Here is a 20,373-nt window from a genome sequence, read left to right on the forward strand (position 1 = left end):
AGTTGCGCTATGATAAGGCTTACGCGTCAAAAGGTGGAGGGGAAAGTATGAAACGATTTCGATTTGATCAGCAAGTAGGCAAAACGATTGATCGCTATCATTCCGTCCAGGCGACGATTTCTCGTGTTATCCGCACACCTGATTCCGTTTCGATAGGATGTATCCATTTGGAAGCAGGCGGGATTGTCGGTTATCATCCGGCCACTTGCTCTCAGCTTTTTCTTGTCGTGAACGGTGAGGGCTGGGTACGCGGTGAAGGTACAGAGCGTATCCCGATCCAGAGTGGTCAGGCGGCATTCTGGATCACGGGTGAAGGGCACGAATCAGGCAGTGAAACCGGAATGACAGCCATTGTAATCGAAGGAGATGGGCTCGATCCGGAGAGCTTCATGTCCTTGTTGGAGACGTAACGCCTGTATGTATGATGGTATTGGTTTGCCATTCCACCAACCGTACATAAGCTCCCCAGATTACCCAAGAAAGACGGTGTGAAAGGCAAATGACATGGAAAACACATATGGTACTCGGTGCCATTGCAGGCTACTGCGCCTATCCTTCGTGGAAGGGCAGTGTCATTGGTGCAACGATGGCACTTGTACCCGATATCGATCAAGCAAATAGCAAGCTCGGAAACTTGATGGGACCTTTGTCCAAAATGCTGCAAAAAGGATTCGGCCATCGTACGGTTACACATTCCTGGGTGATTTTATTCCTTCCGTTCCTGCTGTTCGGCGATTCTTTGGCTGCCATGGCAGGACTTTGGGGAATTTTGTCCCATCTGATCAGCGATATGCTGGTGGGACGTATTCAGTTATTGTGGCCGTTGCGAGTGGGCTGGCTCGGCATTCCGGTGTCCAAGTCGATGTATCGGACTGTGGATCGAATCGTGTTTTATGTAGCGATTGTGTATATTGTGATCAAAGGTTATCAGTAAGCAGAATGGACCTCCCTCAGGAGGTCTCTCTATTAAATGCAGTCAGAATATTTAGATCAAACCGTAATTTAAATAAAAAAGCTGACATCGATTTAGAACCGATGCCAGCTTGCTAGTAGCTATTATGAGCAGATTTTTCTTATCGCGAAACAATTAAGGCATCATGAACTGTTGTACGAGCTCAGCGTTTTCATTCATGAATTTGTCTGCGTTTTGCATGACTTCTTGTTGCGCTTCCATCATTTGCTGGTCGGTTGCCTTAGCGAAATTGATGGAGTTGTCAGCAGTCATAGCTGGAATTTCCAGTGCCTTGCCGAATTCTGCTTTAGACTTCAGCTTGAAGCTAAAGCCTTTTGGCATATCTGGAGTAGGGTTCGAGAAGTTCACTTTTACCGTGCCATCAGAATCTACACCATTGTCCGTCTTCGTCTCGTTCACGGTAACATTACCGGTAAGAGCAACAGGGTCGGAGGAGTATTCGTCTGCCACGACGAGTGCAAAGTCATAGTTTCCGGTTGTTTTCTTGTCTTGCTTGGTTGTCTCGAAAGTAGTCGAGAGGTCCAGAATTGGCTGGTCGGTCTCTTTCATCAGGATGCTGAACTTGCCCTTTGTCTTGTCTTTTTCTTCTGTCGCTCTGTAAGTGAAGGACATTTCACCACTTTGCTGATCAGACGGGTTGTGCAGGGAGTAACGGTAGTACGTTTCAGCGCCTTTATCGTAAGAAACACTGCTGTAGACCAGTTGATCTTTTTGCTCTTTCTCATCGAGCAAGAGCTTGCGGGACAAGATTTGATGATCGCCATCCACGAGCACGACCATTCTCAATTGATCAGTTGATTTGGCGTCAGTATCTTCTGTATCCTTGATGATATCATCGAAGGCTTGCTCGTAATTTTTCTTGAATTCTTCTTTGCTGATTTCTTCTACTTTGTAGCCGCTGTCGAGCATCAGGGTAGCTACATTGTGGTAGCGGCTGTAAATCAGGTCAAACAGCTTCTGGTCTGCTTTTGCTTTTTCTGCAATTTGCTTCGCCAGAGCCGCGCCTTCTTGATCGCTGAAAGTAACGGTGATCTCTCGTGCATCAGCCTTGAGTCCTTCTTCAGAGAAGGAAACGTCTTTTTTGATGCTTACCTGGCTGTCTTTGATGCTGTCAGCATACAGCAAGGCATACGGAGTCATGACCGTTTTGAGTTCATCTTGGTTAAAATTGATCGCTTCATTTAAATCGCTATAGCTTACGAAGCGCTTCGGCAGTTCCTCGCCGCCCAGCTTTTCCTTAAGTGCATCGCGATCTTTCAGGTCCATATAAGCGTATTTAGAGTAAAACTCTGGCAGCTTGAAGCCCATAACAGAATCATTCATGAAGTACTCAAGAGTTGCCAGCTTTTTATCTTGCAGGTGAACTTCCAGGTTCCCCGATTGTTGATTTTTCTGTTCATCGATGTTGCTTTGCATCACGAACTTCGCTTTGCCCAGCATGTCGAGAATTTTTTGTGCTTGCGGGTCTGGGATAGTTGCGTCTAGGGCAATTTCACTCAACTCAGTGGTGGAGTGAACTGGTTTTTCCAGGTACGGCTTCATGTAGTCTTGGTATTCCCCGTAAGCTTTGGATGCGTCGCTAGAAAACTTCATCATGCTCTCCGCTTCCGCTTGCAGGTAAATCGTTTTTGCACTCTTAAACAAATCGTACTTGGCATAAGCGGTTCCTAAACCACCCAGCACAACGACAGCCGCTGCCCCCGCGATCAGCCATGCTTTTTTCTTGCTCTTGCGCGGTGGGTTCACGTTTGTTGCAGTTTCCATCTTTTCTCTCCCCTTTTGCTCTCTCTCTTCGCTGAATCCAATGTGCGTAATGATTTTGCGCACTCGATTTTGTATTGTACCATAAGGAGTAAGAAGGGGAACGGTTTCCAGTAAATTTCTTCAAAAATGAGGAAGAAAGACCCAAAAAGTTGCATTCTTCCTCCTTTTGTATGCATATAGAACAAAGAAAAAGCGACAGCAGGGGGGAGATCATGTGGATTTTCGCGTGCTGCAAACGTTTATGGTGGCGGCCACGACAGAAAATTTTCACCAGACAGCAGAAGCGTTGTTCATTGCGCAGCCTACTGTCAGCCAACATATACGACAATTGGAAAAGGAATTGGGGATCAAGCTGTTTGAACGGGTCGGCAAGCGCGTTCGGTTAACGGCTGCGGGTAAACGCTACTTGCCACATGCAAAAGGACTCCTCCAACAGTGGCATAACAGTATGGAGGACTTGCAGGCTTGGAGACAAGGATATCGGGAAAAGCTTCAACTGGCTGTTTCCCCGATTATCGCCCGTGCTCGTTTTTCCCATTTGCTGCACCGTTACACCAAGCTCTATCCCGATGTAGATATCTCGATTAAAATTGTTGACTCCGTGGAAATTGGCCCGCTGGTTCAAAATGGACAGGCTGATCTGGGCTTAACCCGGATGGTGCCGGGAGAATTCCAGTTGTCTACTTATCTTTTGTACGAAGATCCTATTGTTTTTGCCGTTCCTCATAGCGGCGGAGATATGGAGGCACCCTTGCCTGATTGGGAGCAAGAGGTGCAATCGAATCGTCTGCTGACCCATAATCACCCGGGCTACTGGGATGAGTTGCTGTTGCTTTTGCGTCAGAGGGGGCTTTCCTTGCGTACGATGGCTGTTTCGCAGGTAGACATTACAAAGCGATTCATCGAGGATGGGTTGGGCGTTTCTTTTTTGCCTCGGACGGCTGTCGATCGGGATTTGTTTGAAAACCGCTTTATTGAACTGCCCACACCTGGCCTCGTGTTACCGAAGGTTGCTTCTTATTTGCTCGTACCGAAAGCAGGGATTAGCGAGCCAGCGCAGCATTTTATGGAAATCTTGCATTCCTTGTACCCACCGATGCCGCTTGTTCAGTCGGGTGGTCGGACATAAAAGATAACAAGCCTGTAAGGTAGAGGTAAGGTGGATCGATAGTTTTGATGAGTATATGTATGCTACACTGAACCCTGCTTAAAGACAGCAGGAGGGAATGACGAATATGCAGGCTGAACCAATCACACAGAAGGATCGGATTTATTCTATTGATATTGTAAGGGGATTGGCATTGTTCGGGATTTTGCTGGTGAACTTGCCAAGCTTTATCATGTATTCGGAAGACGTTTCTATGCCAATAGAGGCCGGGATCGATGCGTGGATTCGCTTGAGCTATGATTTATTCATTCAGACGAAATTTTTCGGGATCTTTTCGTTTCTGTTTGGCTTAGGTTTTTACATTTTTATGTCACGTGCTGAACAGCGTGGACAAAAAGTATTTCGTCTCTTCAGCAGACGGTTGTTCGCGATGTTTGCTATTGGTGTCATTCACGTGGTTCTTTGGTTTGGTGATATTTTGACAGTGTACGCGCTTCTCGGCTTTTTACTGATGCCATTTTATCGAAGAAAGTCATCTACGATTCTAGCATGGGCAGCCAGTCTGGGAGGAGTGTACATGCTCACTCAAGGCGTGGCACTTGTACAGACGATCAATGGTCAAGAAGTCTATCCGTTTGTAGCATCACTCCAGACGACATTGATACCGATCTTTGTGATGTTCCTGTTTGGTTTGTATGCGGGAAAACGCGGTTTGATTGCTCAAATTCGCGAGCATAAACCGTTGTTGAAACGAGTCGCTGTTACTACTCTGGCAATCAGTCTTCCGATCGCAGCAGGGATTGTGTGGGCTAGCGGTGTCGTCTTTGGTTCAAAGCTTGAACAGGTGAATAAAATACTGGTTGATCTGAGTACGCTGCCTATGGCGCTGTGCTTGATTGCCAGCTTGTTTCTGTTGCTGGATCGTGAGCCGGTACGGAAAGTTCTCCAGCCATTTGCCTACACGGGACAAATGGGGTTATCGACTTATTTGGGTCAGACAGTCATCATGACCATTTTGATTCCTTTGTTCGGTATTACAGCCATGCCGCTCTCTTCTTGGTTTTTGCTCGCGCTGCCGATCTATGCGTTTCAATTACTCGCAAGCTGGCTGTGGCTGAAGCGATTTAATCGAGGGCCGATGGAAAAGCTGTGGCGCTTCCTGACGTACGGACGTAAAAAAAAGGCAGTTCCAGCTCCTGCTAACTGATTGTAAAATGTGATCAAAACCCCGTTTTTCTTCTATTTCCCTTCACGATTATGAATCGATATACTGAAGAGAAAAGAGATGAAAAGGGAGTGGTGTTCATGACAAAACAACATCCTTTGGCTATCGGCTTGGATGGTATCGCCGTAGCAGAAACAGACCTCAGTTTGGTGGATGGGATTAATGGACTGCTGGTGTACCGCGGTCATTGGGCGCGTGATTTGGCTATTCACCACACATTTGAGGAAGTGGCACACCTGCTCTGGTTCGGACATTTGCCAAGCGAGCAGGAGTTGACGGATTTAAAAGATAAGCTCAAAGCAAACCGTGAGCTGCCGGAGCACGTAAAAGGAATCCTGAAGCTGATCCCGGCAGATGTAGATATGATGAGTGTCCTGCGTACAGGTGTTTCGGCGCTGGGCAGTTCCTCGCACGGCTTCCCGCCAACCATCGATGAGGTGATTGCGCTGGCTGCCAAGATGCCGACAATCGTTGCGTATCGCTTCGCTTGTCTGGAGGGCCGCGAGCCTCTGGCACCAAATCCGGAGTTGGATCATACAGCGAACTATCTGTATATGCTCAAGGGCGAAAAGCCGAAAGCGGCACACGTACGTGCACTGGATGCGTACCTGATTTTGACGCAGGAGCATGGCATGAATGCATCCACATTCTCCGGTCGTGTCGTCAGCTCGACTGAATCCGATCTGATTTCTTCCATTACGGCAGCAATTGGAACCTTGAAAGGGCCATTGCATGGTGGAGCACCATCTGAAGTGACGGAGATGATCGAGGCGATCGGCACGAAGGAAAATGCAGAGCCGTGGTTGCGCAACAAGCTGGAGAGCGGCGGACGTTTGATGGGCTTCGGACACCGTGTCTATAAAACGATTGATCCGCGTGCAACTGCTCTGCGCGTCGTTGCATCCGAGCTGTCGTCCAACGATCCGTGGTTCGATCTGGCGACACATGTAGAAAAAGTAGGCTTGCAGCTGCTGGAAGAGTACAAACCAGGCCGCAAGCTGAATACAAACGTAGAGTTTTTTGCCGCAGCTGTCATGCGCGCAGTTGGTTTGGACGACAATTTGTTTACGCCGACATTTGCCGTGAGCCGTGTGGTCGGTTGGAGTGCGCACATTCTGGAGCAGGCAGGCAAAAACCGCATTATTCGCCCGCAATCCAATTACATTGGCACGATGCCAGAATAATAAAGACGTTAATTATAAAAGCTATCCGTTATGCGGATGGCTTTTTTACATAGAAAATCGCTGTGGTGAAGAGAAGAATATTTCCAGTCTACGCTCCAGGCTCCGTCCCGCTGAGGGCTGAGACTGTCCGCTCCGAAGGGATTCGCGGGGAAACGCAAAAGTGGTAGCCGCTTCGTCGCGAGGGCACGGTTGCGTTTCTTTTGCCCGCGAATCCCTTCTCCGCTTGGTAGGACTCCACAAGTCGCTACGTCTGGAAATATTCTTCTCTGGCGTAACTGATGATGTTCTTCAATCTTTAAGTCTTTAAAAACCCGTTTAAGCACGGAAAGCTCGTAGAGCAAACAGGAGAAAAAAGCGAAGATCTTTGTTACACCGACCAAGACGGAATGCAAAAAGCGAAACACGCACTTAAGCGTCCACCTCTGAAAAACATCTTGAAAGAACTACTTTGGACGCGGTTTCGCTTTTTGAATGGAGGCGGGCAGTGAATTCCTCAGCGGGTGGGCCTAGAAGCTGAGCGTTTTCTCCTGTTTCCTCCCCACCACAGCAGCTGGACAAAAGTGCAACTTGGGATTGCAGAAGATGCTTACTTTTGGCATGATAATAAAAAAAAGTAAGGAGTGGATCAAATGGCGTTGTTGTCTACCCCGTTTCAGTTTAAAGGACTTAGCTTGAAAAATCGGATTGTCATGCCGCCGATGTGCCAGTACTCTGTGGATGCACACGATGGAACACCAACGGATTGGCATTTTGTTCATTACGTTTCTCGTGCAGTAGGCGGAACCGGTCTGATCATCGTGGAAATGACCGATGTCGAGCCAGATGGCAGAATTTCCAACGGCGATTTGGGCTTGTGGTCTGACGAACAGATTCCGGCGTATGCGCGGATCGTCTCCGAGGTTCATAAGTATGGGGCCAAAATCGGCATACAGATTGCTCATGCGGGCCGCAAAGCGGAAGACGCAGAAGTGCCTGTATCCGCATCCGCGATTGCTTTCCCAGGGGCGCGATACAAAACGCCACGGGCGTTGACGACAGAAGAGGTCAAGCAAATGGTCGTCAAGTTCCAGGACTCAGCGAGACGTGCGGTGGAAGCAGGGTTTGATACCATTGAAATCCATGGTGCACACGGATACTTGATTCACCAGTTCCACTCCCCTTTGACGAATCAGCGAGACGATGAGTACGGGCGGGATAAAGCGCTGTTTGGCGTGGAAATTATTCAGGCGATCAAAGAGGTCATTCCAGCTGACATGCCGCTGATCATGCGCGTCTCAGCTGTAGAGTATGTGGATGGTGGATATGGGCTGGATTACAGCACGGAGCTGTGCCGCCGTTACAAGGAAGCTGGCGTGGATATTTTCCATATATCCAGCGGTGGGGAAGGACCGATTGGTTCAGCAGGCCGTCCAGGTGTTCATCCTGGCTATCAAGTACCATTGGCACGAGCGATCAAGCAGGCACTGGATGTTCCGGTTATTGCAGTCGGCAACCTCGATGATCCAAAAGTGGCGGAAGCATCCATTGGCAATGGTGATACGGATTTGGTAGCAGTCGGGCGCGGCATGCTGCGTGATCCTTATTGGGCCCTGCATGCAATTCATGAGCTGTCGGCGGATGATCTGCAGCCACCGAAGCAATATTCAAGAGCGTTTTAATCAGGTAAAAGAGCGATGGGCTTTCCTCTCGACTGAATGGTCGGGGGAGAGCCTTTTTTACTTTGAGCCCCTTGACACTTTTTGGCAGTAGATTTAAGATAAATGTCAGTCAGTACTGACAATCACTTCCGGGAATGAGGATAGCAATGAGTAGCAGCAAAAGTCTTACAAGCAGCGAAAAACTGATGATAGCCGCAATCGATCTCATCGCGGAAAGAGGCTACAACGGCGTAACCACGCAAGAAATTGCCAATGCGGCAGGATTGAGCGAGAAGACGTTGTTTCGTCACTTCGGCAGCAAGCGGAATTTGCTGGAGAGCGCCTTTGACCGTTTTCATTACACGGAAGGACTGACAAAGCTTTTCACGGAGAAGCTTACGTGGGATTTGCGCGAGGATTTGCTTTTAATCAGCCGAACGTATCACGAAATGATGAACCGCAATCGGAAAATGGTTTTGATTAGCATTAAGGATGAGGCCCATTTACCCGGATTCCGCGAACGGACACAAAAGCACCCGCGACAGTTGATGGTACTTTTTACAGATTACTTCAAAGAGATGGGCAAAAAGGGAAAGATGATCCAAACGAACCCGGAGGCACAGGCGACTGCCTTTATGGTTATGAATTTCGGGGCGTTTTTGAACGATCTGGATGGCACTAGCAATTTTTCAGGGATATCCCTAGATGCATTTATCAAAGAGAGTGTAGAGGTTTTCGCTAGGGGTTTGACTCCCTAGTTTTTTTATCACTCCTATGTCAGTCAGTACTGACAGTCAAGGTGCGAATAACAAAGTGAAGGGGAAGATACGGCATGGAAGCGACAAAAACGCAGCAAAACAGTGAAATACTAATCCGAATCTTGATGTTTACCTTGGTTATATCCTCCATGAGTGCTTTGGTGTTTAACATTGCACTCCCCGAAATTAGCAAGGAGTTTGGTTTGAGCATAGCGCAGGTGAGCTGGCTATCGACTGCATATGGATTGTTATACGCGATTGGAACCGTGACGTATGGCAAGCTGGCGGATCGATACAAGCTCAAGAATTTGTTGACGTTTGGACTCTTGGTATTTACGGCTGGTTCGTTTTTCGGGTTGGTCTCCGATTCCTTTGGGATGGCCCTTTTCGGAAGGTGCTTGCAGGCAGTAGGGGCGGCTGTCATTCCGGCTACTGCGATGCTTATTCCTTTGCGATACTTCCCGCCGGAGAGCAGGGGTTCTGTTTTAGGAAGAACGGCAGTAGGATTGGCTCTTGGCGGTGCACTCGGTCCTGTGATCGCGGCGTTAATCGTCAGCTTTGCCCATTGGCGCTGGCTGTTTTCCATACCGCTCCTGATCTTGCTTACGCTGCCGTTCTACCGCAAATATTTGGAGGATGAAGAGATCGCGGCTAGTGGGAAGTTTGATTGGGTGGGTGGCTCCTTACTTGCGATCAGCGTGACGTCACTGCTTTTGGGAGTTACGAATGGATCGTGGTGGTTTGCATTGGGCAGTTTGGTTACATTGCTCCTGTTCGTCGTACGAATTCGTTCGGTAGCTGATCCGTTTGTACAGCCGAAGGTTTTTGCCAACAAGCAGTATACAATCGGGATTCTGATGGCATTTCTCATAAATGGAATGGGGATATCGCTTTACTATCTCAGTCCGCTGCTCTTGGCCCAGGTGCAGCAGCTATCGACGAGCTGGATCGGCTTTGTGATGGTTCCAGCGGCGATCGCTTCGGCATTGCTTGGTCGTGTGGGAGGAAGGCTCGCGGACAGGCGGGGGAATGCTTTTCTGTATTTCGTTGCGTCTAGCTTACTGATTGGCTGCTTTGGGTTGCTGTCTACTTTTACAAGCGCCGCGGTTTTAGGCATTGCACTCTTCCTGATCCTGGGCAACGTGGGGCAGTCTTTTATGCAAATCTCGATGGCGAACTCGATCTCGAGGACGTTGACGAAGGAGCAGGCGGGAGTAGGCATGGGAATCTTTTCGATGCTGAGCTTCATTTCCATGGGGATCGCGTCTGCGGTATATAGCAAGGTGATCGATGTTGGCGCGACTACCAATTGGAACCCGGTGAATCCTTATACGAGCGGCATTATTTACAGCAATATTTATTGGATGATGGCCCTGATGCATGTGTGTCTTATGGTCTTCTACTACTTTCAGTTCGGTAGGGCAAAGAAACAAAACCTTCTGGCGGATATCTGATCTTTTGTTCACTCAGGCTTAATATAATATGTGGTAGACTAAAACAAAAAAGGAAGGGGGTTCCTGTTCGTTGCGAGAGCTATCTGCCATTCGTTTTACAGAGGGAGAGCCATTGTTCATCCAAATCTATCACTTTATCAAAGCCGAAATATTGCGTAACCAAATTGCGTATGAAGAATTTCTCCCCTCGATAAGAAGCTGTGCCCAATCGCTTGCTGTCAGCAAAAACACGGTGGAAGTTGCATATCAGCTACTGGTATCGGAAGGGTATGTCACTAGCATTCCGAAAAAAGGGTATCAGGTGACGTACAAGGCAGGGCCTCCTTCCGGGCAGCACGCAGCGGTACGAGAAGACTCTCGTATACCGCCGATTCGCTATGATTTTCGCTACGGCAACATCGAGCTGGGGGCATTCCCTTTTCATCCGTGGAATAAGCTGCGCAACAAGCTCATTTCCAAACATCAGCGCACGTATATGGTGGAGGGGCTGGCTCAAGGCGAATACGTCTTGCGAAAGGAACTCTCGAAATTGCTGCATGAAACGAGAGGAGTCCTCGCCACGCCGGAGCAGATTATTATTGGAGCCACCCCGCAACAGTTGGTGTCGATTGTCGTTCAGCTTCTGGACAGAGAGAAGCATGCGATTGGCGTAGAAAATCCGGGCTATGATGGTGCGAGAAATACGTTTCTCAACGGTGGCTACCGGGTACACGGCATTTCCTTGGAGGCAGACGGTGTATCTATCGAAGAGCTGAGGCAAAGCGGGGCAAGCATTATGTACGTGAGTCCTTCCCAGCAATTCATCAACAAAATGACGATGCCTCTGGAGAAGCGAAACCAATTGATCGTGTGGTCGGAGTCCTTATCGCATTCTTATCTGGTAGAGGATGACTACGAATGGGAGTTCAAATATCAAGAGAGCTACATCCCTTCGATCCAGAGTCTGTCTCCCCAAAAGGTTGTCTACATTGGGCGGCTCTCCAAAGCATTGCTGCCGCTTGTAAACGTCAGCTACGTCGTCCTTCCTTACGAGCTATTATCGCGTTTTCACCAGCGCTTGCCTGAATACGACCAACCTGTTTCCCGTTTGGATCAGTTGACGCTAGCGGCGTATTTGTCCGATGGCTATTGGCATAGACACTTGCAGCACATGCGAAAAAACTACGTGGAAAAGCGAGAGGTGTTTCTTCAGGCAATCGCACGTTTCATGGACGGACGTGTGGAAATGGAAGGGAAGGATACGGGACTGCATGTATTTTTGACCGTAAAAAGTCAGCGCACGGAAGCCGAACTGATGGAGCGTGCCTATCAAAAGGGTGTAAAAGTCTATGGAACTGCCCGATACTGGCTCCATGATACAAGGGAGCACCCGACGGTACTGCTAGGGTACGGAGCATTGACTCCAGAGGATATTCAGGAGGGCATTCACTTGTTGGCTAGCGCCTGGTTCGAGTAACAGATCAGCTTTCTGTCCCACTCATCTTGAACAATCTGTCCCTTTGGCCTCGGTCAGCCATCCATTAAGATGGACAGGACAGCGATTAGAAAGGGTGGGAAAAATGAAATTCATTTTTGATCTGGACGGGACGATCTGCTTCAAGGGTCAACCGATCTCAACGAACATTTTGGATACCCTGCTTGCACTCGAACAAGCGGGACATACCGTGGGTTTCGCCTCCGCAAGACCGTGCCGTGACATGCTTCCTGTCCTCGATGAGCGGTTTGGCAACCATCTCCTCATTGGCGCGAATGGAGCGATGACACATCACCAAGGGAGCTTGCAGGGCTGCGTGCCGATCCCGGATCGTTTGGCGCATGAAATCATTAGCATTCTCGAGGATTATCGCGCGCAGTATTTCATCGATGACTCGTGGAATTATGCACATAATTGTGTGTCGACTCATCCTTTTTTGAGCTATATCGATCCCAATCGGACTGCCAGTCGCGTGGACGTGGATCAACTGAATGCCGTGCTGAAAATCCTGATTTTATCGTGTGACCGTTATGAAGAAGTGATGGCGAGAATCAAGGAACTCGACGTTACGCTGCATTATCATTCCGCAGAAGGCATTCTCGACCTCACGTATCGGGGAGTGAATAAATGGGCTGCCCTGAATCGGTTCGATGTGGCAGGGGAGCCGTTCATCTGCTTTGGCAATGACATGAATGATTTGCCGCTGTTTGAAAAAGCGCATCATTCCGTATTGATTGGCGAGTATGAACCGCTGCTTGCATTAGCGAAGGAAAAAATCGCCATGGATGATTATGTAGAGCAATCTATTATCGCAAAATTGCGAGAGCTGGGCGAGAAGTATGAGTTAGCTCTTTCGTAAACGGAAAAGGAGGCCGTTAAATATGAATCCATTAGTGGAGAAGAGACATCAGGCACTGCGTGAAGCAGAGACCAAAGCCGAGTTTTTATTTGCTACCATCGAAGAGAAGGGCATCATTCGCAGCGGTGTGACGGAAAAAGAGATCAACAAGGAGATTTACGAGCTGGCCTTTCAATTGTTCGGGATCAAAAAATATTGGCATAAGCGAATTGTGCGAGCGGGCAGAAACACGCTGTATCCATACCGAGAAAATCCACCGAATTTGACTGTCGCTCCCGAAGATATTGTCTTTCTTGATTTCGGGCCCATTTTTAAGGACTGGGAAGCTGATCTCGGGCGGACGTATGTGCTTGGAAATGATCCGGTAAAACAAAAGCTGCGCGACGATATTGAAAAAGCGTGGGACGAGGGCAAGGTTTACTTTTTGTCCAAGCCGGATATTACAAGCAGCGAGCTGTTTGCCTACATGTGCGAGCTCGCCAAAGCATACGGCTGGGAGTACGGTGGTCCGCACGCAGGGCATCTCATCGGCGAATTCCCGCATGAAAAAATTCAAGGGGATGACATCGATAACTACATTCACCCAGACAACCACAAGCCGATGAGGGAACCGGATCAGCACGGTCAGCCGCGCGACTGGATCTTGGAGGTTCATTTTATTGATCGGGAACGGGAAATTGGGGGATTTGTGGAGAAGCTGTTGACGGTGGAGTAGGGTATATTCCTTGCCCTTGGTGAATTACTGGAGATTCCGATTTGTTCGTCGGATTCTCTTTTTTATTTTCACGGGTATGACATCCGCTGTTTGTAGGAGGTATTGTGATGTTTGCTAAAAAATCTTTACTATCTGCTGTAGCTACTGCTCTTCTACTGGGTGTTTCGGTTACTGGGGGTGGCATGAGTCCTGTATTTGCAACGTCCGTACAACAGAGCCCTCAACAAATAATGAGACTAATTGGGGATAAATATCAGGTTGGAGAAGTTCTTAGCGATAAAGATGCAGAGTTAGTTAAAAAATATGCCTTTCAACGAAATCAGGTTAAAACCTTAGCAGAAGCTCAACCAGATAACTGGACAGTAACTGGAAGTAATTCAAACACAGCTTTTAATGCTTTTACTTTTATGTCGGGGACTGTATATGTTGGCTTGAACTTATGGGAAAATAATTTCAGAGCAGACCTGACAACTTACGTGCAGAAAGGAACACCAACGCATTATCAAAATTCAATCCAGCTGGAGGCTTACGGTCTTGTAGGTGCAGGTGGAACAAAGATTGGGAAGACTGCTGAATTTAAGGTAAGCAGTGGTTGGACACCCAAGTCAATCTGGATTAGGCCATACAATTACCTCCGTCTACCATGACCTGAAATGACATCCGAGAATGGCAGCAAGGAGGAGCCAAGGCAAAAGAATTGGCTCCACAAGGCTACCTCGTCAATCCCGCGGGTATGCACAGCTTTGGCTGCCCCTGACTTTGTCGAATGTTTCGGCGACTTTGCGTCCCGAGGAATTCTCTCCTATTTCTACCCGAAACCCTGCTAGCATTTAATACATCACCATGTTCCCGGTCTTTTTCATATGCTTCTCCGCTTGCTTCAACAACACGACAGTCGCTGTCACGAGCACCAGCAGAACAGCGGCGAGAAGTCCTATACTCGGCAGCATGGTTTGCAACGACGCTCCCTCCATCAGCAGCTCGCGAATCAACTGAAGCGCGTAGGTCAGGGGAAAGCAAAAGGAAATGACCTTGGCCCAAACCGGAAAGGCCATCGGGGGCAGACGGACACCGGAAAAGATCAGCATCGGCTCATCCAAAACGGTGTACAGAAAGCTCGCGTCGCGTGAAAACAGAAAGAGCACACAGAGAAAGCCGCCCCAGACGATGGCCGATACCAGCAAAATGAGGAAGGCAAGTGGAGGCGCCCACCAGCCGCTCAGCTGAATGCCATCCACAAAAAATAAGGCTAACAGGACAAAGCAAAAGAACAGCCAGACCCCCTCGATCAGCGAGGAAAGCGAACGCCCATACAGAAAAGCGAGCCGGTTGACCGGGCTGATGAAGATCATCTCCATGGTTCCTGCTTGCCGTTCAAAGCTCATTTGCCAGGATGACTGCACCAGGCACCAATAAAAGATGTAGCCTAAATAGCCAGTCAACAGGAACAGCGGCAGCTGCTCGTAGCTGATGAACCGGGCAAGAGGGGAATCAGCTCCCATCCGGAACGGGGCAAACGAATAATACGCGGTCACGAAATTGATGAGGGGCCAGACCAAGAGCGAGAAGTAGATCATTTTGCTGTGAAACGAATGGCGATGCTCCTTGATGATTTCCGCCAAAAGCAGGCTGCCCAGCTGTTTCATGCGCCCCTCCGATCTGCCATGTGCAGGATGACGTCCTCCAGTGATGGCTGTTGGGTAGAGAGACGCAAGACAGGGGACTGGTGAGCAGCCAAGAGGGAAAGCAGCGGAGTCGTCATATCCGTTTTTCCCCGTAATGTCACTTCCCAGGTCTGCTCATCTGTTTCTGCGATTTCACGCGAGCCGCCGTAAGCTTGAGCCAGCTGGCGCAGATCGTGATCGAGCGAGTCGGAAAGAGAGGGGATCACTACCTGCAAGGCTGTATCTAGGTGGAGCGATTTGGTCAGGTGCTCCGGTGTATCATGCACCACGAGCCTTCCTTTATCGATGATGTATACCTCGTCGCAAAGCTCTTCTACCTCATGAATGTAGTGGCTGGTCAACAGAATGGCTTTTCCATGCTGAGTAGCGAGCTCACTCACATGCTTGCGAAGCTGCCGGGCGATAGGAGCATCCAAGCCGAGAGTCGGTTCGTCAAGGAACAGGTAACGCGGGTCATTGATCAGGCCGCGGGCGATTTGCAGTCGTTGCTTCATGCCTTTGGAATAACGCTCGACAGGGGTGTTGGCAGCCTCATACAGACCAACCTGCAAGAGCAACGAATCGATCCGATTGCGCAAGGCCTGCCCTTGCAAACCGTACAGACTGCCGAAATATTGCAGGTTTTCCCGCCCTGTCAGACGCCAGTACAACATGCGCTCGCCACCTGCGATCATGTTAACCTTGGCTTTGACGAACCGATCGTCCTTTACCGCGTCATATCCGTCTACCGTGATCGTGCCGCTGGTCGGGGTGAGCAGTGTGGAGCACATTTTGATCGTTGTTGTTTTGCCTGCACCGTTAATGCCTAACAATCCAATAATTTTGCCGGGTACCATGCGAAAGGACAGATCAGCAACTGCCTCTACCTCTGTCCATTGCTGGCGAAGCCATCCCTTTTTCTCCTTCACCCGGTATACCTTCCGTACATTTTCTGCAATCAGCATGATTGTTGACCTCCTCATTATCCAAAAATCGATTCCATGACGCGTTTTTCCATCCGACGAATGCCCCACACGCCAATGGCGAGATAGACGAGGGACAGAGCTGCCATATGAAACAGCTGTGGTGAAACGGCGTACAGCGGCGCTCCTTGAATCACGCATTGCCGAAAAGCATCCAACGCAGGCGCAAGCGGCATGATGAGACCAAGTGGCTGCACCCATTCAGGCAAATACGGAATCGGGAACGTCACCCCACTGACAAAGGCCATCACGGCAAACAGCGTGTTTTGTGTGATGTACGTATCGCGGAACCAAAGCATGAGACTACCCAAAACGAGTGCCTGGCAAAAGAAAGCCCCTGTAGACAATATCCAGACAAGGACGGCGCTCCATACGTTTGTATGAGAGAGCGTGGGTCCAAGCACCGCCCCAACAAGCACAATTACCGAAAATTCGAACAAAGTACGCATGAGCTGTTGAGCGACATTCCCCAAAAAGTACCCTCTGCGCAAGGAAGGGGTAAGCAAAACCGCCTCCAAGGTTCCTTCCCGTAGTTCTGTAATCAGTGAGCGGCTGACATTCATCAAGGTCGAGACGGCAAACGCATAAAAAGCTCCGCCGAGGATGGCGTACGACAAGTAATCGGACGAGCCGGTGAGATGTGCGAAATTCTCGTCCAACTGCCCGGCAAATACATAGTGATAGGCGAAAAAGGCAAACAGCACCGTATACACCCCGGAAAAAATGTGGCCGATGACAAACGACCACGGATAGGCACGAATCATTACGCGGGTATTGCGGATAAAGGTAGCTTTAGCGACATGAAACACGTTATTTCCTCCGTTCTGGGGGATGTGATGAAGCAGGTGGGGAGACAAGTCCGGGAACAGGCATATCGATGAACTCATGCAGATCGACGGCGAGCTGTTCCAGCCGTGATGCAATCGCGCGGTAAAATACATACCGTCCCCGTCGTTCACTCCAGATAAAGCCGGTGTCTACCAACAGATTCAAATGCTTGTTGACAGCAGGTTCACTGATGTTATGCAGGTCAGCCAACTGCTGCGTGCAGTAAGGATGATTCAATAACGATTTGAGAATCGCTGTCCGCGTCGGATCACTGAATACCTTCATTTTGTTGATGAAGTCGGTGGGAATCACCGAGGTGGCTCTGGTGCCAGGAACTTCAACGGATAAGCACACGGAGATATGGTCGTCGTAAACGCCGAGCAACAAATGCGGCGAGACAAAAGTAGAGACACGCAAATGGATACGCGCCAGCTCCGAATAGCCAAATGTGTACGTTTTTGCTTTATGAAATTGCAAGAAGTCCTCGTGCACCTTCAAGCGCGGGTGTACCTGCGACAAAAACGGAAGCGGATCAAGCTTGATCTGCTCTTGTGCTTCATGTACTGCGCGGACGAGCCACGGTTCAATCCGCCGTTCTTCTGTCTGGAAAAAAGGCAGGTAGTCGTAGCAAAACTCCAGAAAGCTTCGCTTGGTCGATAGCGGATGGCGCAAAAGCTCCCGATGCTCCGGTTTCAGCTCATCAAAAATCTCGTCCGTGCGTCCTTGCATCCAAGCTTGAAGCTGTCTGGGATGATAGACGGGACCGATCATGAGTTGGGCAAACTCGCCAGCATCCATCGCCTGTACACGCTCCAATGCGGCCTCAACAGAATGCTCAAAGCACTCCTCCCAAGGCGCAAGGAAATCCATGGCATCGAGAAACTGATTGGACATGGAACTAAAATAGTGAAGCTGTTTCAAGAGCGGGGCAGGTAAAGCAGTGAGCAACTCCTCCGCCCAATGCAAGCGGGAGGTGTGATGCTCCGGCTTTGCAAGCACATGAAGACTTAAGAAAAACTCATAGCCGGGTATGTACGCGACATGAAGATGCTTACGCAGCCAGTCAGGCAAATCTTGCACCAAGCATCCTCCTTTCTTGTTCAATTAACCATTTGGTGAATTCATTTTGGGAGCGGGCAAAATTGAAGAAATTATGCCGGAGGGGCATCTCGATGTCAAGAGAAAAAGAAAACAACCACGTCTAACGTATAGCACGTGGTTGTGAACGATATTACGTCTCAGAGAAACGAGAGCCGAGCGTCTGCACGGCTTGCTGCATTGCTGTCAAATCCGCTTCGGGAAGAGGCTTTTCCTGATAACGATATTGCTGATAGTAACGTGTGATGCGAGCGACTGCATCCAGCTGACCTGCATCTAGCAAGGGCAGTTCGCGCAGACGATTGAAAAATTCTTGGGGTGTCTCATGCAGCTCGATTGGCACTCCTTGCTTCTCCATGAGGACGAGGAATTGATAGTAGGCGTACCTGGTGGGATCATCCTCTGGACCAACGGGCTGTTTGAACCATTTGGCAGAGCCATCTTCTGCGCTTTCTTCACTGGAAGAGGAGGGAACAGTGGTCAATACGGTGTTTTGTGCAGCCGCCACTTCTTTTTCCAGCATAATCGTCCCCTTGAAGCGCTTTTTCCATATGTATCGGCTGAGCAGGATTACACAGGCGAGGATGAAGGCAATGATTAAGTATGGCTGCAGAACAGAAAAGAGTGATTCTCCGAGCTGTATCTGTTCCACAGGATGATCTGCTGTTTGCCCTGTACTTTCCATGAGTATCTGCATGTTTGCCTGTTTTTGGTTCGCCCTCTCATACAAATGTTCAAACCATTCCACAATGAAAATAAGCACAGGCTCAAAGAGGGTATACAGTCCAGCGCTGACAGGTCCTTTTATCCAGCTCCAGATCCAATAGATGAGACCAAATACCATGGAACCGACAGCCAAATAACCCGCGATCAAAAGAAAACGAGTGCCCAACACTTGACTGCCGAGTAGCAAGCTAATGCGAGCAGGCAGACTCGTAGAAAGTGGTCCTTCCCGCAGTACGAACGCCATAATCGCCACCAACATATAGCTGAGAGTAATGAGGACAAGCATGGAAAAAGAGGCTGCAAGCGAATAGGAGCCTGGGTCAACGATGGAGGTGTAAAGTACAGCTATCACGAGCTGTATCAGGCCCACCATCAGCGCCAGAACAAATCTGCGTTGCAGACTGTCATGTCGATAACCTTCCGATGCAGCGCTTTGCACTCTCCAAAAATAAATAGCAGCCAGTATAAGCGCGATCAGCCACGAATCGTAGAGATAGAAGCAGCCCATTCCTATGAAAAACACAAGGGGATACAGCAACAGATGGAGCGTAAATCGACCGCCACCACCATAGTACAACCAGCTCCCAGCCATGAGCAGGATTGCTGCGACTAGGCAAAACGAGAGCAGTTGACCGAAGCCTGCCGTCATATACCCAAACAAGATCAGGGCAATGCCTGTCAGCATGGCCTCTAGCCAAAACGCGAGCGTCCAGCGGCCCATCAACGAGAGTGTCATCCCATCATCACGCTCCTTTTTTTCAAGCGAGCATGATCAAAGCGCTGGATGGTGACAGGGTCAGAAGAAACATCCAGCACCGCAACCTGATGACCGCATTGAATAAGGCGCTCCGCTGAGGCTTGTACGGATGGGTCCATTCGTGGTGTCACAATGAGAATGGCTTCCTTCCCATGAGCTCCCTCTAACCGGCGAAGAACAGGTGCCAGTGGCGTCGTCACAAAATGGTGAATTTGCGCCAGTTGGGTCATGACGTGCAGGTGGTGTGCCTTGCCACTTCCCGCAGGCAAATGAAAATGCTCACGTCCTCGTTGCTTCACGGTAAGGTACAGCTCGTATCCGACCGATTTTCTCCTGCACAGGCCAGCCAAAGCCGCAAGACAGGAGATCGTCCGTTCATTGGCGGTATCGTTATACTTTTGCATCAACGGTTCATAGGAGGGCAGGATATGCCCGACGATTCGCCAGTTCGGATGGGCTGTATACTCGAAAAGACGCGTCTCCAGTGAGCCTGTTTTGGCGGTTGCCTTCCAATGGATATGCTTGAAACGGTCGCCTGGCATGTACGACCGAACACCTCGCTGAAAAGTGGGATCGTCCTGTTGGCGCTGACGAGAAAGCCGATTCCCGTCCGGTTCCGATTCAGCGAGTACGACGGGAGAAAGAGCAAGAGGCAACGGATAGACCAGCAAGGAAAAGGAAATCGACAGTGTCATGGCAGTAGGCTCCTCGCCCAATAATGGCAATGTCTCCGATTGAACATCCGTCAGCCAGACCGTGCCTCGCTTGTTCGGGATGAGAATCAAGGTGCGTGAGGCAATTTGCCGCATCGGCAGATCAAATCGCAGGCGAACGCTCGTCCGATGATTGAGGCTTCGCACCTCGTCTGCGCCTTCCACCGCGACATGCTCTGGCAGTGTGAAGCGAAGCCAGGTAGCAGGCAAAGGCAGCCATGAACGATTGTGCAAGCGAACTGTAATGTGCACGGGTGTCCCTGACAGGACGCGTGTTTGATCACTGGACCATTCGAGCGATACCCATTTGGACATGGACTTGGCCCACCAGTCTTGTGCAGCGGGGAGAAAAAAGAAAAAGCCCCCAAACAGAAAGAAAAACCAGTGACCGGAAAAAACGGCGAAGAGCAGTAAGACAAAACCGATTACGTGAAAGGTTTGCTTGGTGATCAT

Annotated in this window: 19 protein-coding genes; 12 read left to right on the top strand and 7 right to left on the bottom strand. The window is 49.4% G+C overall.

Annotated features, from left to right (window positions below; genetic code table 11):
- The first annotated feature begins 47 nt into the window (after positions 1-47).
- Positions 48-410 (top strand): cupin, encoded by a 363-nt coding sequence (locus C7R94_RS00695; RefSeq protein ID WP_106778041.1) that lies wholly within the window; start codon positions 48-50, stop codon positions 408-410.
- An 89-nt stretch (positions 411-499) separates the two neighbouring features.
- Positions 500-934 (top strand): metal-dependent hydrolase, encoded by a 435-nt coding sequence (locus C7R94_RS00700; RefSeq protein ID WP_047073891.1) that lies wholly within the window; start codon positions 500-502, stop codon positions 932-934.
- A gap of 153 nt (positions 935-1,087) precedes the next feature.
- Here the strand turns inward: C7R94_RS00700 and C7R94_RS00705 are convergent, their stop codons facing one another.
- Positions 1,088-2,737, bottom strand: a complete 1,650-nt coding sequence (locus C7R94_RS00705; protein ID WP_106778042.1) for a DUF6583 family protein — start codon at positions 2,735-2,737, stop codon at positions 1,088-1,090.
- Positions 2,738-2,951: 214 nt separating this feature from the next.
- Here C7R94_RS00705 and C7R94_RS00710 point away from each other — a divergent pair, with 214 nt between their 5' ends.
- From C7R94_RS00710 to C7R94_RS00765, 10 genes are all read left to right on the top strand, one after another.
- Positions 2,952-3,866 (top strand): LysR family transcriptional regulator, encoded by a 915-nt coding sequence (locus C7R94_RS00710; RefSeq protein ID WP_106778043.1) that lies wholly within the window; start codon positions 2,952-2,954, stop codon positions 3,864-3,866.
- A 97-nt stretch (positions 3,867-3,963) separates the two neighbouring features.
- Positions 3,964-5,052: a DUF418 domain-containing protein gene (locus C7R94_RS00715; RefSeq protein WP_233220435.1), complete on the top strand. Its 1,089-nt coding sequence runs from the start codon at positions 3,964-3,966 to the stop codon at positions 5,050-5,052.
- A gap of 98 nt (positions 5,053-5,150) precedes the next feature.
- Positions 5,151-6,254, top strand: a complete 1,104-nt coding sequence (locus tag C7R94_RS00720) for a citrate synthase/methylcitrate synthase (protein WP_047073898.1) — start codon at positions 5,151-5,153, stop codon at positions 6,252-6,254.
- A gap of 629 nt (positions 6,255-6,883) precedes the next feature.
- On the top strand, positions 6,884-7,912 hold the full coding sequence (locus C7R94_RS00735) for an NADH:flavin oxidoreductase/NADH oxidase (RefSeq protein ID WP_106778046.1): 1,029 nt from the start codon (positions 6,884-6,886) through the stop codon (positions 7,910-7,912).
- A gap of 146 nt (positions 7,913-8,058) precedes the next feature.
- Positions 8,059-8,649: a TetR/AcrR family transcriptional regulator gene (locus tag C7R94_RS00740; RefSeq protein WP_233220436.1), complete on the top strand. Its 591-nt coding sequence runs from the start codon at positions 8,059-8,061 to the stop codon at positions 8,647-8,649.
- A 74-nt stretch (positions 8,650-8,723) separates the two neighbouring features.
- Positions 8,724-10,103 carry an MFS transporter gene (locus C7R94_RS00745; RefSeq protein WP_106778048.1) on the top strand — a complete coding sequence of 460 codons (1,380 nt, stop codon included), beginning with the start codon at positions 8,724-8,726 and terminating at the stop codon, positions 10,101-10,103.
- Between the two features lie 70 nt (positions 10,104-10,173).
- Positions 10,174-11,559, top strand: a complete 1,386-nt coding sequence (gene pdxR, locus C7R94_RS00750; protein WP_106778049.1) for a MocR-like pyridoxine biosynthesis transcription factor PdxR — start codon at positions 10,174-10,176, stop codon at positions 11,557-11,559.
- A 103-nt stretch (positions 11,560-11,662) separates the two neighbouring features.
- Positions 11,663-12,436: an HAD-IIB family hydrolase gene (locus tag C7R94_RS00755; RefSeq protein WP_106778050.1), complete on the top strand. Its 774-nt coding sequence runs from the start codon at positions 11,663-11,665 to the stop codon at positions 12,434-12,436.
- 22 nt (positions 12,437-12,458) lie between these two features.
- Positions 12,459-13,151, top strand: a complete 693-nt coding sequence (locus C7R94_RS00760) for a M24 family metallopeptidase (protein ID WP_106778051.1) — start codon at positions 12,459-12,461, stop codon at positions 13,149-13,151.
- A gap of 107 nt (positions 13,152-13,258) precedes the next feature.
- Positions 13,259-13,798, top strand: coding sequence for a hypothetical protein (locus C7R94_RS00765; RefSeq protein ID WP_106778052.1), 540 nt, complete (start codon positions 13,259-13,261; stop codon positions 13,796-13,798).
- A 183-nt stretch (positions 13,799-13,981) separates the two neighbouring features.
- Here the strand turns inward: C7R94_RS00765 and C7R94_RS00770 are convergent, their stop codons facing one another.
- From C7R94_RS00770 to C7R94_RS00795, 6 genes are all read right to left on the bottom strand, one after another.
- The gene (locus tag C7R94_RS00770; RefSeq protein ID WP_106778053.1) at positions 13,982-14,797 is read right to left on the bottom strand and encodes an ABC transporter permease; all 816 of its coding nucleotides are present in this window, start codon (positions 14,795-14,797) and stop codon (positions 13,982-13,984) included.
- Positions 14,794-15,780 (bottom strand): ABC transporter ATP-binding protein, encoded by a 987-nt coding sequence (locus C7R94_RS00775; RefSeq protein WP_106778054.1) that lies wholly within the window; start codon positions 15,778-15,780, stop codon positions 14,794-14,796. The genes C7R94_RS00770 and C7R94_RS00775 overlap by 4 nt, the downstream gene beginning before the upstream one ends.
- Before the next feature lie 17 nt (positions 15,781-15,797).
- Positions 15,798-16,607: an ABC transporter permease gene (locus C7R94_RS00780; RefSeq protein ID WP_106778055.1), complete on the bottom strand. Its 810-nt coding sequence runs from the start codon at positions 16,605-16,607 to the stop codon at positions 15,798-15,800.
- A 1-nt stretch (position 16,608) separates the two neighbouring features.
- On the bottom strand, positions 16,609-17,706 hold the full coding sequence (locus C7R94_RS00785; RefSeq protein ID WP_106778056.1) for an ArsR/SmtB family transcription factor: 1,098 nt from the start codon (positions 17,704-17,706) through the stop codon (positions 16,609-16,611).
- A gap of 151 nt (positions 17,707-17,857) precedes the next feature.
- Positions 17,858-19,186 carry a DUF4129 domain-containing protein gene (locus C7R94_RS00790; protein WP_106778057.1) on the bottom strand — a complete coding sequence of 443 codons (1,329 nt, stop codon included), beginning with the start codon at positions 19,184-19,186 and terminating at the stop codon, positions 17,858-17,860.
- Positions 19,183-20,373, bottom strand: coding sequence for a DUF58 domain-containing protein (locus C7R94_RS00795; RefSeq protein WP_106778058.1), 1,191 nt, complete (start codon positions 20,371-20,373; stop codon positions 19,183-19,185). Before C7R94_RS00795 ends, C7R94_RS00790 begins: the two co-directional genes overlap by 4 nt.

It is taken from the genome of Brevibacillus sp. NRRL NRS-603 (genome assembly GCF_003013445.1).
GTDB lineage: Bacteria > Bacillota > Bacilli > Brevibacillales > Brevibacillaceae > Brevibacillus > Brevibacillus formosus.

Bases quoted from the DNA above. Each gene is read 5' to 3' on its own strand.
- C7R94_RS00695 (WP_106778041.1), top strand. From the start codon at position 48: ATGAAACGATTTCGATTTGATCAGCAAGTAGGCAAAACGATTGATCGC.
- C7R94_RS00700 (WP_047073891.1), top strand. From the start codon at position 500: ATGACATGGAAAACACATATGGTACTCGGTGCCATTGCAGGCTACTGC.
- C7R94_RS00705 (WP_106778042.1), bottom strand. From the start codon at position 2,737: ATGGAAACTGCAACAAACGTGAACCCACCGCGCAAGAGCAAGAAAAAA.
- C7R94_RS00715 (WP_233220435.1), top strand. From the start codon at position 3,964: ATGACGAATATGCAGGCTGAACCAATCACACAGAAGGATCGGATTTAT.
- C7R94_RS00720 (WP_047073898.1), top strand. From the start codon at position 5,151: ATGACAAAACAACATCCTTTGGCTATCGGCTTGGATGGTATCGCCGTA.
- C7R94_RS00735 (WP_106778046.1), top strand. From the start codon at position 6,884: ATGGCGTTGTTGTCTACCCCGTTTCAGTTTAAAGGACTTAGCTTGAAA.
- C7R94_RS00740 (WP_233220436.1), top strand. From the start codon at position 8,059: ATGAGTAGCAGCAAAAGTCTTACAAGCAGCGAAAAACTGATGATAGCC.
- C7R94_RS00745 (WP_106778048.1), top strand. From the start codon at position 8,724: ATGGAAGCGACAAAAACGCAGCAAAACAGTGAAATACTAATCCGAATC.
- C7R94_RS00755 (WP_106778050.1), top strand. From the start codon at position 11,663: ATGAAATTCATTTTTGATCTGGACGGGACGATCTGCTTCAAGGGTCAA.
- C7R94_RS00760 (WP_106778051.1), top strand. From the start codon at position 12,459: ATGAATCCATTAGTGGAGAAGAGACATCAGGCACTGCGTGAAGCAGAG.
- C7R94_RS00765 (WP_106778052.1), top strand. From the start codon at position 13,259: ATGTTTGCTAAAAAATCTTTACTATCTGCTGTAGCTACTGCTCTTCTA.
- C7R94_RS00770 (WP_106778053.1), bottom strand. From the start codon at position 14,797: ATGAAACAGCTGGGCAGCCTGCTTTTGGCGGAAATCATCAAGGAGCAT.
- C7R94_RS00775 (WP_106778054.1), bottom strand. From the start codon at position 15,780: ATGCTGATTGCAGAAAATGTACGGAAGGTATACCGGGTGAAGGAGAAA.
- C7R94_RS00790 (WP_106778057.1), bottom strand. From the start codon at position 19,186: ATGACACTCTCGTTGATGGGCCGCTGGACGCTCGCGTTTTGGCTAGAG.
- C7R94_RS00795 (WP_106778058.1), bottom strand. From the start codon at position 20,373: ATGATCACCAAGCAAACCTTTCACGTAATCGGTTTTGTCTTACTGCTC.